The organism is Microbacterium sp. Leaf161 (genome assembly GCF_001423645.1).
GTDB classification, from domain to species: Bacteria; Actinomycetota; Actinomycetes; order Actinomycetales; family Microbacteriaceae; genus Microbacterium; species Microbacterium forte.
This window is the reverse complement of sequence record NZ_LMOW01000001.1, coordinates 1016500-1031085: the sequence shown is the minus strand read 5'-3', so window position 1 is coordinate 1031085 and position 14586 is coordinate 1016500. Positions and strand designations below refer to the sequence as shown.

At 69.1% G+C, this 14586-nt stretch carries 15 protein-coding genes; 9 read left to right on the top strand and 6 right to left on the bottom strand.

Annotated features, from left to right (window positions below):
* The first annotated feature begins 18 nt into the window (after positions 1–18).
* Positions 19–450: a heat shock protein transcriptional repressor HspR gene (locus ASF87_RS05035; protein ID WP_056374649.1), complete on the top strand. Its 432-nt coding sequence runs from the start codon at positions 19–21 to the stop codon at positions 448–450.
* A 22-nt stretch (positions 451–472) separates the two neighbouring features.
* Here ASF87_RS05035 and ASF87_RS17885 read toward each other — a convergent pair whose 3' ends face one another.
* Entirely contained in the window at positions 473–907 is a 435-nt protein-coding gene (locus ASF87_RS17885) for a hypothetical protein (protein ID WP_056374647.1), read from the bottom strand.
* A 172-nt stretch (positions 908–1079) separates the two neighbouring features.
* Here ASF87_RS17885 and ASF87_RS18120 point away from each other — a divergent pair, with 172 nt between their 5' ends.
* The gene (locus ASF87_RS18120; RefSeq protein ID WP_327037336.1) at positions 1080–2501 is read left to right on the top strand and encodes an FAD-dependent oxidoreductase; all 1422 of its coding nucleotides are present in this window, start codon (positions 1080–1082) and stop codon (positions 2499–2501) included.
* Between the two features lie 96 nt (positions 2502–2597).
* Here ASF87_RS18120 and ASF87_RS05020 read toward each other — a convergent pair whose 3' ends face one another.
* A complete protein-coding gene (locus ASF87_RS05020) occupies positions 2598–3242 on the bottom strand; it encodes a Pr6Pr family membrane protein (RefSeq protein ID WP_056374645.1) in 645 nt (214 codons plus the stop codon).
* A 205-nt stretch (positions 3243–3447) separates the two neighbouring features.
* On the opposite strand from ASF87_RS05020, the gene ASF87_RS05015 reads away from it, so the two are divergent.
* Positions 3448–3888 carry a DoxX family protein gene (locus tag ASF87_RS05015; protein WP_056374643.1) on the top strand — a complete coding sequence of 147 codons (441 nt, stop codon included), beginning with the start codon at positions 3448–3450 and terminating at the stop codon, positions 3886–3888.
* 74 nt (positions 3889–3962) lie between these two features.
* A complete protein-coding gene (locus tag ASF87_RS05010) occupies positions 3963–4628 on the top strand; it encodes a GntR family transcriptional regulator (RefSeq protein ID WP_056374642.1) in 666 nt (221 codons plus the stop codon).
* A gap of 35 nt (positions 4629–4663) precedes the next feature.
* Here the strand turns inward: ASF87_RS05010 and ASF87_RS05005 are convergent, their stop codons facing one another.
* From ASF87_RS05005 to ASF87_RS04990, 4 genes are read right to left on the bottom strand one after another with little or no spacing between them, the layout of a single operon-like run.
* Entirely contained in the window at positions 4664–5098 is a 435-nt protein-coding gene (locus ASF87_RS05005; RefSeq protein ID WP_056374640.1) for an ATP-binding protein, read from the bottom strand.
* Positions 5088–5420, bottom strand: coding sequence for an STAS domain-containing protein (locus ASF87_RS05000; RefSeq protein ID WP_042536831.1), 333 nt, complete (start codon positions 5418–5420; stop codon positions 5088–5090). Before ASF87_RS05000 ends, ASF87_RS05005 begins: the two co-directional genes overlap by 11 nt.
* The gene (locus tag ASF87_RS04995; RefSeq protein WP_056374638.1) at positions 5404–7365 is read right to left on the bottom strand and encodes a glycosyltransferase family 2 protein; all 1962 of its coding nucleotides are present in this window, start codon (positions 7363–7365) and stop codon (positions 5404–5406) included. The genes ASF87_RS05000 and ASF87_RS04995 overlap by 17 nt, the downstream gene beginning before the upstream one ends.
* Complete coding sequence (locus ASF87_RS04990) at positions 7362–8522, bottom strand: PP2C family protein-serine/threonine phosphatase (RefSeq protein ID WP_082508763.1); 1161 nt, start codon at positions 8520–8522, stop codon at positions 7362–7364. Before ASF87_RS04990 ends, ASF87_RS04995 begins: the two co-directional genes overlap by 4 nt.
* A 162-nt stretch (positions 8523–8684) precedes the next feature.
* Between ASF87_RS04990 and ASF87_RS04985 the strand changes: the two genes are divergently transcribed.
* The 5 genes from ASF87_RS04985 (at position 8685) to ASF87_RS04965 (ending at position 14541) form a co-directional block, all read left to right on the top strand.
* Entirely contained in the window at positions 8685–9653 is a 969-nt protein-coding gene (locus ASF87_RS04985) for a tripartite tricarboxylate transporter substrate binding protein (protein WP_042536828.1), read from the top strand.
* Between the two features lie 76 nt (positions 9654–9729).
* Positions 9730–10266, top strand: coding sequence for a tripartite tricarboxylate transporter TctB family protein (locus tag ASF87_RS04980; protein ID WP_042536827.1), 537 nt, complete (start codon positions 9730–9732; stop codon positions 10264–10266).
* Complete coding sequence (locus ASF87_RS04975; RefSeq protein ID WP_042536826.1) at positions 10263–11918, top strand: tripartite tricarboxylate transporter permease; 1656 nt, start codon at positions 10263–10265, stop codon at positions 11916–11918. The genes ASF87_RS04980 and ASF87_RS04975 overlap by 4 nt, the downstream gene beginning before the upstream one ends.
* Positions 11915–12784 (top strand): dihydrodipicolinate synthase family protein, encoded by an 870-nt coding sequence (locus ASF87_RS04970; protein WP_056374636.1) that lies wholly within the window; start codon positions 11915–11917, stop codon positions 12782–12784. The genes ASF87_RS04975 and ASF87_RS04970 overlap by 4 nt, the downstream gene beginning before the upstream one ends.
* Positions 12785–12843: 59 nt before the next feature.
* The gene (locus ASF87_RS04965; protein WP_056374633.1) at positions 12844–14541 is read left to right on the top strand and encodes a long-chain-fatty-acid--CoA ligase; all 1698 of its coding nucleotides are present in this window, start codon (positions 12844–12846) and stop codon (positions 14539–14541) included.
* Positions 14542–14586 lie beyond the last annotated feature (45 nt).

Sequence of the window (14586 nt, the reverse complement as noted above, 5' to 3'; positions counted from 1 at the left end):
AGGAGGAGGTGATCCACTGTGGCTGACCAGCGCATGGATTCCGACACCCCGGTGTTCGCGATCGCCGCTGCTGCCCAGCTCTCGGGTCTCCACCCGCAGACGCTGCGGCAGTACGACCGCATCGGGCTCGTGGTGCCCGGTCGCACCTCCGGCGGCTCTCGTCGCTATTCGACCCGCAACATCGAACAACTCCGCGAGGTCGCCCAGCTGTCATCCGAGGGCATGAGTCTTCCGGCGATCGCGCGTGTCCTCGACCTCGAAGACGAGAACCGGATGCTGCGCAGCCGCGTGGCCGAACTCGACGCCGCGCTGCGTGCCGAGCGCGACAACCGTCCGGGCATGCGCGTGTTCGCCGCGGGATCCGCCGGCGTCATTCCGGTGCCCAGTGGCCGCCGCATCCGCCGCTCGGCCGAGGTCGTGCTCTGGCACCCGGGCAGCGGCCGCAGCTGATAGTCGGCGAACTGCACGACTGCTAGGCGGCACCGAAGAATCGGGTTGCGATGTCGGCCACCTCTTTGTCGAGCGTGTCGATGCGCGCGGTCAGTTTCGAGTCGAGAGCGTCGATTCTGCCGTTGAGTCGCCACTCGAGCGACTCGATCTGTCCGCTGAGTCGGTGGTCGAGCGCTTCGATCTGTCCGCTGAGCCGGTGGTCGAGTGCTTCGATCTGTCCGCTGAGTCGATGGTCGAGTGCCTCGATCTTGCCGCTGAGTCGATGGTCGAGTGCCTCGATCTTTCCGGTGAGCATTCCTTCGAGCCCGCTGATCTGTCCGGTGAGCCTGCCGTCGAGACGGCCGATCTCAGCCCGGATGACTCTGCTGAACTGCGTGGTCATGACCGTCACGACCCCCAGCATCGTCGCGGAGAACACCGCGATGAGTGTCCAGATCTGAGGTTCGTTCATCGTCATGACTCCATCCTGTGAACGTCGCGCCAGAATGGCAGTGTTGCGTGATCGGACGAGGCCCGACCGCGATGATCCCGCAGGCGTGGGGGCGGATCGAGCGGCAGGCGAGTCTGTGCAGGAGGGCTCCTCGCACACGTCGGCCACCCGCGCGCGGTATCGTTGCGACACGATGAGGATGACGCGTCGCACACTGCTGATGGGCGCCGGAGCCGGTGTCCTGGGAGTCCTGCTGGCCTCCTGCACGCCCGAGCCGGCGCCGTCGCCCACGCCCGATCGCTCGCCCACTCCGAAGCCGACCGCGGGTGCGATCACCCCCGCCGCGTTCGCCCGCAGCTCGTGGACGACCGACCCGTTCGCGCTCGGCGCTGCGAGCTTCACTCCGGTCGGCACCCAGGCGAGGGCCCGCGAGGCGCTGGCCGAGCCGATCGACGACCGGCTCTTCTTCTCGGGCGAAGCGACCGACGTCGAGGCGCCGGGCACGATCGCCGCCGCGCTCCGATCCGGTGATCGAGCCGCCGACGAGCTCGTTCGCGCCGCCGACAGCGGTGAGCGCGTGGCGATCGTCGGCGCAGGTCTCGCCGGTGCCGCCGCCGCTGCCCGACTCGTCGCCGAGGGGCTGCAGGTCACGGTGTTCGAGGCGCGTGACCGCATCGGCGGACGCGTGCACTCGGTGGTCGACGACACGGCCTGGCCCTTCCCCGCGCAACTGGGCGGCTGGCTGCTCGGCTCGTCCGACGACGTCCTGCTCGAGACTCTCAACGCCCGCGACATCCGGACGGCTCCGATCTCGGGTTCGCTGTGGCGGTCGACTGACGGAGACGTCGAGCCGGTGCCGATCGAACCGGTGCAGGCGGCGATCGCCACCGCCCAGCAGGGGCCGACCGACTCGTCTCTCGAGGATGCGCTGACGGCAGCGGGCGCTGATCCTGACGAGCCGGGACTCGCGGCGCTGCTCGCTTCGATCGCGGCCGCATCGGGGGCCGATGCCTCCGACGAGTCGACCTGGTTCCCCCCTCGGCTTCCCACCGACCAGCTGGTGGCACCTCTCGGCGACCTGACCCCGGCCATCGACGAGCTTCTCGAGGGCGCGAAGTTGAGCCTCTCATCGCCCGTCAGTCGCGTGGCCTACGACGACGCCGGCGTCAGCCTCGGCATCGCCTCGGGGGAGTCGCTGTCGTTCGACCGAGTCCTGATCACGGTGCCGCTCGGAGTGCTGAAGGGCGAGGGCGTGGAGTTCGCTCCGGCGCTGCCCTTCGGTCATCGCGGTGCCATCGCCGAGCTCGGGATGGGACTCATCGAGACGGTCTGGCTGCGCTTCGACGATCCTCTGATCGTGTCGGCACCCGAGCCCGAAGGCGACGCTGAAGGCGACGCCCAAGAGGGTGCTGACGCCGAGTCCGCTGCGACGCTCTGGCACGTCGTCGGCGGCGATGCGCTGATCCGCACCTGGATCAACCTCGCACCGGTCACGGGCGAGAACGTCGTGGTGGGCATCGTCGGCGGAGAAGCAGCAGCCACGTTCGCCGAGATGAGCGAGCAGAAGGCGCTCGAGGCGGCGATCGCCTCGCTCGCACCGTTCCTCACGGCACCGGCCTGACTCTTCCGAGCCTGACTCGCACCGGGCTGACTCGCACCGGCCTGACTCGCACCGACCTGACTCGCACCGACCTGACTCGCACCGGCTGCAGCGGGGTCAGACCTCCGGGCGCTCCTGGCCGCGTCGCCGCATCCGGCTGACGAGCACGATGAACGTCGCGACGAGCGCGAAGATCGCCAGCGCCACCCCGCTGGTGAGCAGGAACTCGGGAGGCCCTGATACCTGTCGGGGGTCGAGGAAGTAATACGGGTACCACCCCACAGACGGCCCGCGCCACATCGTGACACCGCCCCACGCGAGCGGGAAGGTGAGCGCCGTCGGCACCACCCACCAGGGCACGCCGCGGTGCCCCGGTGTGAGCACCCAGGCGAGGGCGGTGCACGCGGGCAGCCAGAAATGCAGCACCTGATCAGACCATGGCACGTCGACGCGGATGCCGCGGAGTCCCGCCTGCCAGACGATCAGCGCGAAGGCGAGTCCTGCCGTGATCGTCCAGGTGAGCACGAGCGCCAGCGCGACCGTGAACCAGCGAGGATCCGTCGCCCGGATGAAGGCGAGCACCGCACCGATCAGCAGCACGACCACGAGCGCGCAATTGGACTGGACCGTCAGGTACGCGAAGAAGTTCTCTCCCGCGATCGATCGGGAGCTCAGGCCCCAGAACAGCCGGTGCACGAGCGCGACGGTGCACACTGCGGCCGTGGCCAAGCGCAGCACGCCGAACGCCGATCGTGCCCTCACTCTCGCCTCGTGCCCCTTTCCGGCTGTGCGCATCGTCGTCCAGACGGCGCATCTCCCATCCGGCGAGTCTACGGAAGGCGCGGCGAGCGGGGCTGCGACGAGCTGCGCACAGGAGACGGAAAACTCGTCTGAATAGCGTGGAAGGAGGGATAGCCCCTGCTCCGCGCCTGGCGCGCGGTGTCCTGCCACGAAGGAACACCTCCTCATGACGAACACCACCGCCCCCTCCGCCGCCGCCTCGCTGGGACTCCTCGTCCTGCGCATCGTGGTCGGCGCCGTCTTCGCCGCTCACGGGGCGCAGAAGATCTTCGTATACACGATCCCCGGCACGATCGGCAGCTTCGCGGGCATGGGGGTTCCCCTGCCCGAGATCGCGGCACCGTTCGTCGCCTTCGTCGAGCTGATCGGCGGAATCCTGCTGGTCCTCGGCCTCTTCACCCGCCTGGCCGGCATCCTGCTCGCGATCGACATGGTCGTGGCGCTGGTCCTGGTGCACCTCGCCGCGGGACTCTGGGTCGGTGAAGGCGGATACGAGTTCGTCGCCGTGCTCGGTGCAGCCGCGCTGGCTCTCGCGCTCATGGGCGCTGGGCGCTTCTCGCTCGACGGCGCCTTCCTGCGCGGCCGGGTTCCCGCCTGGCTCAGCTGACGAGACGAGGGGGCGTTCCACGGGACGCCCCCTCTGCCGGTGTGTATCCTGTCAACAGTTAACAGGAGGTCACCGTGACACAGACCGTCAAGCGCGGAGAATCCCTCGGCGCACAGGTGGCGCAGGTCCTGCGTCAGCGCATCGTCCGAGGCGAGCTCTCGCCCGGCGCGCGCATCACCGAGGAGGCGCTCGCCGAGGAGTTCTCGGTGAGCCGCGGGCCGATCCGCGACGCCCTCACCCAGCTCAGCTTCGAGAAGCTCGTCGAGGTGCAGCGTCCGCGCGGGGTGTACATCACCGGTCTCTCCCAGGACGACGTCGACCAGCTCTACAGCCTGCGCGGCGCCCTCGAGCAGCTCGCGCTCTCGCGCGCCATGAGAGTCGACGACGATGCGCGGTGGGCGGCGATGGCAGCCGCCGTCGACCGGATGAGTCAGGCCGCCGACGCGGGCGACCATGCGGCGTTCGTCGCCGCCGACCTCGAGTTCCACTCCGAGATCTACGTCCTCGCCGACCATCCGCGTCTGCAGGGAGCGTGGAGTCAGTACCTGCCGACCTTCGCGTCGCTCCTCGAGGTGACCATCAACCACGACGACGACCTCCACGAGTCATCCGACGACCACATGAAGCTCATGGACGTGATGCGCTCAGGCACGCCCGAGGAGGCGGCGTCGGTGCTCACCGCGCACCTCGACGGCGCGCGCGACCGGATGCTCAGCGAGCTGGCCGACCGACCTGCCTGACAGCGCCTGCCGCGCGGTTCCGCCCGGCACCGGGCTCAGGCGAGAGGTGCGAGACGGCGTCGGAGCACCCACGTGTTGCCGGTCGCATCGCCGCTGTGCTCGAAGTCGTCGAGCACAGCCGTCGTGAGGGCCAGACCGCGTCCGCTCTCGCTGTCGACGCCGGGCATCGTCACGGCATCCCAGTCGATCCTGGCCGGATCGGCCGTGTCGACGAAGGTGGCGACGAGTTCATCGGCGGCCACCGCGATGTCGACCTCGACGGTGATGCCTGCATCCGGCTCGCCCTCGGCCTCGCCGTGCGCGGCGATGTTCGTCGACACCTCGCTGACCGCCAGCGCGAACAGCGTGCGGTCTTCCGGGGTCACGTGCGGAGATGCCTCCCACAGCGCGTCGAGTGCGTCGAGGACATGCTCGACGAAGGCGGGCCCTGCGAGGCCGGCGACGTGCGCGGTGCTCCGGTCAGCGCCCATCGAACGCCGTCTCGGGCGTGGGGTGGTCGAGCAGGACGCGGTCGAGGTTGGTCAGGTGCAGCACCGTCCGAACCGCCTCGGGCACTGCCGCGATGCGCAGATCGCCGCCCGCGACCCTGGCGCTCTTCAGTCCGCCGACGAGAGCGCCGAGACCAGAGGAGTCGACGAACTGCAGGTCGGTCATGTCGATGACGATCCGGGAATCGCCCCCGGCCACGAGGTCGTTGACCGCCTTGCGCAGCAGGGGCGCTCCTGTCGCGGTGAGGCGGCCGGACAGGGCGATCACGGCGAAGCCGTCTCTGATGTCAGTTCTGAGATCCATGGTTCTCCTCCTCGAGGGTGCGGGCCGGTCCGCGGTAGCGGGCGGCTTGGATGATGACGCTGAGCACGACGAGGTCGTACAGCACCCATACCGTGTTGACGAGAGTGCCCGTCCCGTCGCCGGTGCCGATGATGACCCGGGTCACACCGATCACGAGAGCGATGCCGAGCACGACCATCGCCGTCAGCTGCGGCCAGATCTCCCGCCACGGCACCCCTCGTGGATCCCGTCCGTCCTTGCGCGTCACGGCGAATGTGAGCGGGCGGTGGAGCACGACGTTGGCGAACGCCGACCAGCAGGCGCGGATCCAGACAGGGAACAGCGCGAGCGAGTACTGCTGCCCCCTCCACGTTCGCAGCCCCTTGGCCACCACGAGGAACAGCACCTGGTTGACGAGGAAGTACGGGAGGAACCTCACGAAGAAGTCGACCGACCAGGCGGTGACCGGCAGCACGCCGAAGACGAGGTAGAAGACCGGCGCCGTGAGGTAGACCACAGCGGCGAACCCGGACAGGTAGCTCCACATCGTGGCGAAGTACATCAGTCGCTGGCCGATCGACAGCCCGCGCTTGGCGAGCGGGTTGTCGCGCAGCATGACCTGCAAGGTGCCCTGCGCCCAGCGCAGTCGCTGCGTCAGCATCGTGCGCAGATCCTCGGGGGCGAGGCCCTTGGCGAGGATCTCGTGGTGATAGACGCTGCGCCAGCCGAGCGAGTGCAGCTGCATGGCCGTGGCCATGTCCTCGGTCACCGAGATCGTGGCGAGGGGGAGGATCGGCTGCGCCTCGTCGCCTCGATCGAGCCGGAGCGCGTCGAGCAGTGCCCTGACCGCATCCAGCGCGTTGATGGGGGAGAGGTCGGAGTCGGCGAGTGCGGTGAGTCCCACCTCGTCGACCACGATCGCATCGAGCTGCGCGTCGTGTGCGATCGGCAGCGAGCCGAGCTCTGCGAGATCGGCTCGGATCCCCGCGAGGTCCTTCGCGACGAGGATCACCGACGCGTTGTGCACCGCAGCGAGCACGGCGTCCGCGACCTCCCTGACGGGGGCGCCGCCGGCGAGATCGCGACGACCCCGGCCGATCGCCACGTGCAGCGCGAAGAGCTCGCGGCGGAGTTCCGGATCGGATGCCGAGCGCATCTCCTTCTCGATCAGGGTCTCCGACGTGCGCAGCGCGCGGGCCGCGGTGTCGGTCACCTCGCGCACGTAGCCGATGATGCCCAGTTGCATCAGGGCGTCACGACGGAGCACCGCGTTGGATCCGCAGAAGAACGCCGCGTTCCAGCCGTCCTTGCCCTGCTGGATCGGGCCGTAGAACAGCGGAGCCTGGCTGCCGAGAGGGTCGGCCTCGTCGACGTTGACGAACCACTGCGGGGTCTGCACCACGGCGACCTCGGGATCGTCGGCGAAATACCCCAGGGTGCGGTGCAGGATCAGCGGGTCGGGTATCTGGTCGGCGTCGAGGATGAGGAGGAATTCCCCGTCGGTCTCGAACAGCGCGCTGTTGAGGTTGCCCGCCTTGGCGTGGCGCGGCTTGCCCGTCCAGTCGTCGGAGCGGGTGAGGTAGCCGATGTCGGCCTCGCGAGCCGCCCGCTCGAGTTCGGGGCGGGCCCCGTCGTCGAGGATCCAGGTCGTGTGCGGGTAGGCGATCCCCCGTGCGGCGCGGGCCGTCGTCATCACGAGCTCGATCGGCTCGTCGTACGTGGTGATGAACACGTCGACCGTGCCCTGGGGTGGCGAGACGGGCGCCGGGCGCTCTTTCGCTCGCCACATCGTCAGGCAGAAGAGGAAGGTGTCGATCAGGCTGTAGGTCTCGGCGACCACGAGAGGCACGGCGATCCACCACGCCGACCAGTTGACCGATTCCAGCCACCGCCAGGCGACGTAGTTCACCCCCAGCAGCACCGAGAGGACAGCGATCACCCGGATCGCGGCGAAGCGAGCTGTCATGCGTCGCGCCTCACCACGACCACGGTGATGTCGTCGGTCGCCCTGTCGTCCGAGATGAGTCGGAGCGCCTCGCCGATCGCCCCGTCGGGGCCGAGGGTGTCGAGCACTCTGGCCACGTGGGCGAACGGGTCATCGGCGTCGAGCACGTCCAGCAGCCCGTCGCTGCAGCAGACGAACGCGTCACCGGGTTCGAGGCGGGTGCGCCGCGACTCCCGAGCGCCCTGGTCGGGCAGTGCGGCGCCCATTCCGAGTGGCAGCCCGGTCGAACGAAGGTGCTCCCACGAGCCGTCACTGCGCAGGATGAACGCCAGGCTGTGACCGGCATCGATCACCTCCAGGTCGCCGGTCTCGGGCTGGAGCTCGGCATGGACGGCCGTGACGAACATCGTCGTCTCCGAGAGGTCCTCCTCGAGAAGGCGGTCGGCGTCGGCGATCGCTTCGGCGATGCTGCGTTCGGGTGCCGTGCGCAGCGATGCGCGCACTCCGGCCGCGACGATGGCGGGTCCCGTGCCCTTGCCCATCGCATCGGCGAGGGTGATGCGCAGAGCCCCGTCGTGGAGGCGCAGGTCGTAGAAGTCCCCCGCCAGGCGCCCGCGCGAGGCGCCGCCGCCCGCGACCGTGTATCCGGTGATCGTGGGGATGGACTGCGGGCGCAGGGCGCTCTGGATCAGGGTGGCGTGATCGAGTTCGACGTCGGAGGCGATCTCGCTCTGCACCCAGAAGGCGAGGTCGCGGAGCAGGCCGCGCTGCGCCTCCGAGAACGAGTGCGGTTCCGTGTCGAGCACGCACAGCGTGCCGACGGGCTCGCCGCCGGGTGCGTGGAGCGGGTGGCCGGCGTAGAACCGGAGGTGCGGGTCACCGACAACGAACGGGTTCGTGGCGAACGTCTCCGTCGCGCTGGCATCCTCGATCACGACCGTGCGGTCCTGGCCGACCGTGTAGTCGCAGAACGAATCCTGCCGCGGGGCCTCGTCGCCGCCGAGGCCGATCTCGGATTTGCGCCACTGGCGGTCGCCGTCGAGCAGAGAGACGCTCACCATCGGCACGCCGAACATCTGCTTCGCCAGGCGGGCCACGCGATCGACTCGTTCATCCCGGGGGGTGTCCAGAATCCCGAGTTCCTCCAGTGCCTGCTGTCTTCTGAGCTCGTCGAACATGCTCCGCCTCCCTCGTAGCTGCTCCCATACTGGCATCTTGGAGGGCGGCGAGGACAGTGAGCCTCATGGGAGGGGCACAGGGTGACAGTGTTGACTGTTAACAGTCAACACTGGTACGGTCGGGGAGTCGACAACAAGGTCGACCCACGTAGAGGAGCAAAGATGCCCCGCAAGCGCATCACCCGGGCGGCCGCCGCCCTCGCGGCCGTCGCCGCCACCGCTCTCGTCCTGTCGGCCTGCACGAAGGTCGAAGAGGGGGAGGAAGCGGCGTCGACCTTTCCGGAGAACGACATCCGCCTGATCATCCAGGCCAACCCCGGTGGGGGATCCGACCTGTCGTCCCGCGCCCTCGCGACCGAACTCGAGGGCATCCTCGGCGTGAGCGTGATCCCCGAGAACATGCCGGGTGCCGCAGGTGCGCTCGCCATGGAGTACGTCGGAGCGCAGGACCCCGACGGCTACGTCATCGGGTTCGCCCCGGTCGAGATCGCGATGCTCAACACCACGCAGAGCGCGAACGTCCTGCCCGAGGACTTCGACCTCCTGGGTCAGATCATGCTGGCTCCCGGCGTCGTCACGGTCGGCGCCAACAGCGGGATCGAGACGCTGGAAGACCTCGTCACGCAGGCGGAGTCCGGCGCGGTGACCGTCGCCAACTCCGGAGCCGGCTCGATCTGGGAGGCCGCGACGATCGGCCTCGGCGACGCGACCGGCGCCGACTTCACCCCGGTGCCCTATGACGGTGGAGCCACCGCCGTGGCGGCCGCGGCCTCCGGTGAGACCGTCGCCGCGGTGTCGGGCCTCGGCGAGGCTCTCGCACAGGGCGAAGCCGTGCGCATCCTCGCCGTCCTGAACGATGAGCGTCACCCCGATGCGGAAGACGTGCCGACGGCCGACGAGGCCATCGGCGAAGACGTGGTCTTCGGCGGGTGGGGCGGCATCTACGCCCCGAAGGGTCTGCCGGACGACGTGAAGACCGAGCTCGAGGCAGCCGTCAAGGAGGCCGTCGAGTCCGACACCTACCAGCAGTTCCAGAAGGACGCCGGCAATCTCGTGGTCTACCGCGACTCCGCCGAGTGGACGACGTTCGTCGACGAGCAGTTCGACCTCTTCAAGGACCTCCTGGGCTGACCGGCCCGGACTGCGGGGCCGGCCGCCACGCCGGCCCCGCAGCCAGTCGCCGACGTCAGACCAGGGAAGGAGCACCATGTCCCACGCCGATGCCACATCCGCGGTCGAGCAGGACGAACACCAGGGCGCACCCGCGTCCAGACCGCTCGAGATCGTCTTCGGGGCCGTCGCCCTGGCCTTCAGCGCCGGGTATCTCTTCCTCACGACGCAGATCCCGCTGCGCCGCGAAGCGCTCCCGGGGCAGATCGACGCGCGCTTCTGGCCGATGGTCATCGCCGTCACGGCGGTCGTCATCTCGCTCGCGATCCTGGCGCTCGCCGTCACCCGGCCCGCGCCGGGGCGCGAGGATCTCGACCGCATCCAGCCCGGCGGTGTGGTCAGGGTCGTCGCCACCCTCGCGATCACCGGAGCGTTCATCGCGGTGTGGTCGCTGGGCACCGTCATCCTGTTCGGGTACCGCATCGAGGTCTTCCCGGTGGCCGCCGCCGTGCTGATGGCCGCTCTCATGCTCCTCTACGGCCACCGCCGCTGGCTGAGCCTGATCATCTACTCCGCCTCCGTCACCGCGTTCGTCTACGTCGTGTTCGGCATGCTCCTGAGGATCCCCCTGTGAACGCGCTCATGGAGGGGCTGAACTCGCTCCTCGACATCTCGATCCTGCTCTACATGCTCGTCGGGCTGCTGCTCGGCTTCATGGTCGGAGCCTTCCCCGGCATCACCGCGACCATGGCGGTCGCGCTCGCGGCCGGATTCACGCTCACGCTCGAGCCCGTCCAGGGTCTCGCCGTGCTGCTGACGATCTACGTGGCCGCGAACTTCGGTGACCGGGTGCCGTCGATCCTCATCAACACCCCGGGCACGCCCGCCTCGATCGCCACGACCCTCGACGGCTATCCGATGGCGAAGCAGGGCCGCGCCGGTCTCGCCCTCACGATCTCGGCGATCGTCTCGGCCGTCGGCATCCTCGCCTCGCTGGTGCTGTTCGCTGTCGCAGCCGTGCCGATCGCCAGCTTCGCCCGCGACTACTTCAAGTCGCCCGAGCTCTTCGCCCTGGTCGTCTTCGGCATCTCGATCATGATCGGCATCTCGTCGAAGTCGATGCTCAAGGGCATCCTGGCCGGACTCTTCGGGCTCATGCTCGGCACCGTCGGCACGTACGCGGCGACGGCCGATCAGCGCTTCACCTTCGGCGTGCTCGAACTCGTCGAAGGCGTCAACTTCATCGCGGTGATCATCGGGCTCTTCGGCATCGCCGAGCTGTTCGACCAGCTGCTCACCTACCGCAAGTCGAACGTGCGGCCCATCTCGAGCCTCGGCCGCTGGTGGCCGAACAGGGCCGAGCTGAAGCAGAGCGGACGCGCCACTGCCGTCGGCGGCGCTGTCGGACTCGGTGTCGGGCTCATCCCCGCGGCCGGTGGCGACATCGCCGGACTCATCGGATGGGAGCGCGCGCGCAAGGCGTCGAAGCACCCCGAGATGTTCGGCAAGGGGTCGATCGAGGGCGTCGCCGCCTCCGACACGGCCTCGAGCGCCACGCTCGGCGGTTCGCTCACGACCACGATGGCCCTCGGCATCCCCGGCGACTCGGTGATGGCCGTGATGATCGGATCGATGATCATCTGGGGCATCACCCCCGGCCCCACGCTGTTCACCAACCGCCCCGACCTGGTCGTCTCGATCGTCGGCATCATGCTCGTCGCGACGCTGCTCTCGCTGGCGCTGAGCCTCGTCCGTATGAAGGGCATGGTCAAGCTGCTCGATGTGCCTCAGCCGTACCTGTGGAGCGGCATCCTGATCTTCTGCATCATCGGCACCTATGCGACGTCGAACAGTCTCTCGACGGTCGTCACCATGCTCGTCTTCGGCGTGATCGGGGTGCTGCTCAAGCGGATGCAGGTGCCTGCCGGCCCGATCGTGCTCGGCCTTCTTCTGGGACCGCTCGCCGAAGAGAACCTCGCTCGCACCCTGGCGATCCTGCCGACGCGTCCGTTCTTCGAGGTGGTGAGCCCGATCGCGATCGTGCTGCTCGTGCTCGCCGTGCTGTCGATCGTGATGCCGGCCATCCGAGCCGCCCGCACCCCGCGCGCCGAGCGGGCCTCCCTCTCGGAGTCGATCCTCCCCGCCGAGAGCCGCGAGCAGATCGAGAAGGCGCACGGCGAACTCGCCGCAGACCCGGATCTGCTCACCTCGACCGTCCGCAACGTCGACGCTCCTGCGCGGCGCCCGCGAAAGACCCGAAAGAACTCCAAGGAGAACGAGAAGTGACCCGCTACGACATCCTCACCGCCGTGCCGACCGCCTTCCACAGCGACGGTGCACTCGACCTCGAGGGATCGCGAGCGATCTTCCGCTTCGTCGCCGAATCAGGCAACGAGGGCGCGTTCATCCTCGGCACCACGGGCGAATTCCCCGCGATCGACGCGATCGAGTTCGCCGCGATCGTCGAGGCGGCGCTGGCCGAGCTGAAGGATCGCATGCGCGTCGTCGTGCATGTCGGTCAGCCGAGCACGTTCGAGGCGCTGCGGCTGGTCGAGATCGCGAAGGGCCTCGGTGCGACCGAGTTCGCCGCCCTCACCCCCTACTATCTGAAGGCCACCGACCAGTCGATCTTCGACTATTTCGAAGCGCTGTCGGCAGCGGTCGGCGACGGCCGGCTCTATGTCTACATCTACCCGGCGCGCAGCGGCAATCCGGTGTCGGTCGAGCTGCTCACGCGCCTGGCCGCGCTGCCGAACATCGTGGGCGCGAAGGTCAGCGAACTGTCTCTCGACGAGATCGCCGCCTACCGAGCTGCGGTCCCGGCAGACTTCGATCTCTACACCGGCGCCGACCGCGACCTGATCGCTGCGGTGCGCTCGGGTGCGCAGGGTGTCGTCTCAGGGGTCTCCTCCGTCACTCCCAAGCCGTTCCGCGCGTTGGCCGATGCCGGCCGCTCCGGCGATGCGGATGCGATCGCCGCAGCCCAGGCCGCCGTCGACGACGTCGTGTCGCTGATCGGTGGCGACATGGCGCGCATGAAGGAGGCCTACCGCGTGCTCGACGTCGTCGACACGCACTGCCGCATGGCGATCGCCGAGCCGACGGATGCCGAGCGCGAGGCCGTCGCGCGGGTCGTGGCGGTGCACCGCTAGACGCGTGCGCCGGGGCAGGGCGGGGGCGCCTCACAGCCGACCGGGGCAGGATGGAGGACATGTCCGTCAACCCGCACGAATCCCGGCCGTGGCTCGCCTCCTACGCAGATGACGTTCCTGCGGAGATCGAGGCTCCGACTCAGACGCTGCCCGAGATGATGGCGGCCAGCGTCTCCGCATTCGCGCGTCGCCCGGCGCTCGAGTTCTTCGGCGCGGTGACGACCTACCGCGAGCTCGGCGATCAGATCACGCGCGCCGCCGAGGGGCTCCGGCGCCTGGGCGTGCGCAAGGGCGACCGCGTCGCGCTGGTGCTGCCCAACTGCCCGCAGCATGTCGTGGCCTTTTATGCGGCACTCCGTCTCGGCGCCATCGTGGTCGAGCACAACCCGCTCTACACGGCGAGGGAGCTGCGGCACCAGTTCGAGGATCACGGCGCGAAGGTCGCGATCGTCTGGGACAAGACGGTCGACACGATCGCGGACTTCCCCTCGGACCTGCGGGTCGAGCACATCGTGAGCGTCGACCTCACCGAGGCGATGCCCGCCTCGCAGCGGATGCTCCTGCGGCTGCCCATCCCCAAGGCGCGGGCGTCGAGGGCCAAGCTGACAGCCACCCCGAAGACGCGTCGCGCGCTGGCCTGGAAGAAGCTGGTCGACCATCGTCCGCTCTCGCGTCGCATCGAGGGCCCTTCGCTGGGCGACATCGCGCTGCTGCAGTACACGAGTGGGACGACGGGCGACCCGAAGGGCGCGATCCTCACCCACGCGAACCTGCGCGCCAACGCGATGCAGGGTCGCGCATGGGTGCCAGGACTCGTCGACGGCAAGGAGACGTTCTACGGTGTGCTGCCGCTGTTCCACGCCTACGGGATGACGCTGTGCCTGACGTTCGCGATGAGCATCGGCGCGAAGCTCGTGCTGTTCCCGACCTTCGACCTCGGCCTCGTCACGAAGGCGGCGCGCACGAGTCCGCCGACCTTCCTCCCTGCCGTGCCGCCGATCTACGACCAGCTCGCGCGTGCCGCGTCACGCGGGACCATCGATCTCTCCACGGTCCGGTTCGCGATCTCCGGTGCGATGAGCCTGCCGGTCGCGACCGTGCAGCGGTGGGAGGAGACGACCGGCGGCCTGCTCGTCGAGGGATACGGCATGACCGAGAGCTCGCCCGTCGCACTCGGAAACCCGATGGGCCGCAGCCGTCGCCCCGGCACGGTCGGCGTGCCGTTCCCGAGCACGGAGATCCGCGTCGTCGATCCTGCCGACACCGACGTCGACATGCCGGTGGGCGAGCGGGGCGAGCTGCTCATCCGCGGACCTCAGGTGTTCCAGGGCTACTGGGGCCGCTCGAGCGACACCGCCGACGTGCTGCTCGCCGGCGGCTGGCTGCGCACCGGCGACATCGCCGAGGTCTCTGCCGACGGCTTCGTGACGATCGTGGACCGCCTCAAGGAGCTCATCATCACCGGCGGCTTCAACGTCTCGCCCAGCGAGGTCGAGGATGCGCTCGAGGCGCACCCTGACGTGGCCGCCGCCGCCGTGGTCGGCCTTCCGAGAGCGAGCGGAGGCGAAGAGGTCGCCGCCGCGGTCGTGCTCCGCGAGGGTGCGACACTCGACTCGGGCGCGCTGCGCGACTTCTGTCGCACCCGGCTGACCCCCTACAAGGTGCCCAAGCGCATCACGGCGGTCGATGATCTTCCTCGTTCGCTCATCGGCAAGGTGCTGCGCAGGCAGGTGCGGGATCGGATGCTCGCCGACTGACCGTCGGACCTCGTGCGCCCGCTCGCGAGCTCCCCGACGGGATTG

Coding starts and splice junctions, on each gene's coding strand:
- ASF87_RS04990 (WP_082508763.1), bottom strand. CDS start 8,522: ATGTTCGACGAGCTCAGAAGACAGCAGGCACTGGAGGAACTCGGGATT.
- ASF87_RS04995 (WP_056374638.1), bottom strand. CDS start 7,365: ATGACAGCTCGCTTCGCCGCGATCCGGGTGATCGCTGTCCTCTCGGTG.
- ASF87_RS17885 (WP_056374647.1), bottom strand. CDS start 907: ATGACGATGAACGAACCTCAGATCTGGACACTCATCGCGGTGTTCTCC.
- ASF87_RS05000 (WP_042536831.1), bottom strand. CDS start 5,420: ATGGATCTCAGAACTGACATCAGAGACGGCTTCGCCGTGATCGCCCTG.
- ASF87_RS04965 (WP_056374633.1), top strand. CDS start 12,844: ATGTCCGTCAACCCGCACGAATCCCGGCCGTGGCTCGCCTCCTACGCA.
- ASF87_RS04980 (WP_042536827.1), top strand. CDS start 9,730: ATGTCCCACGCCGATGCCACATCCGCGGTCGAGCAGGACGAACACCAG.
- ASF87_RS05005 (WP_056374640.1), bottom strand. CDS start 5,098: ATGGGCGCTGACCGGAGCACCGCGCACGTCGCCGGCCTCGCAGGGCCC.
- ASF87_RS05015 (WP_056374643.1), top strand. CDS start 3,448: ATGACGAACACCACCGCCCCCTCCGCCGCCGCCTCGCTGGGACTCCTC.
- ASF87_RS18120 (WP_327037336.1), top strand. CDS start 1,080: ATGACGCGTCGCACACTGCTGATGGGCGCCGGAGCCGGTGTCCTGGGA.
- ASF87_RS04985 (WP_042536828.1), top strand. CDS start 8,685: ATGCCCCGCAAGCGCATCACCCGGGCGGCCGCCGCCCTCGCGGCCGTC.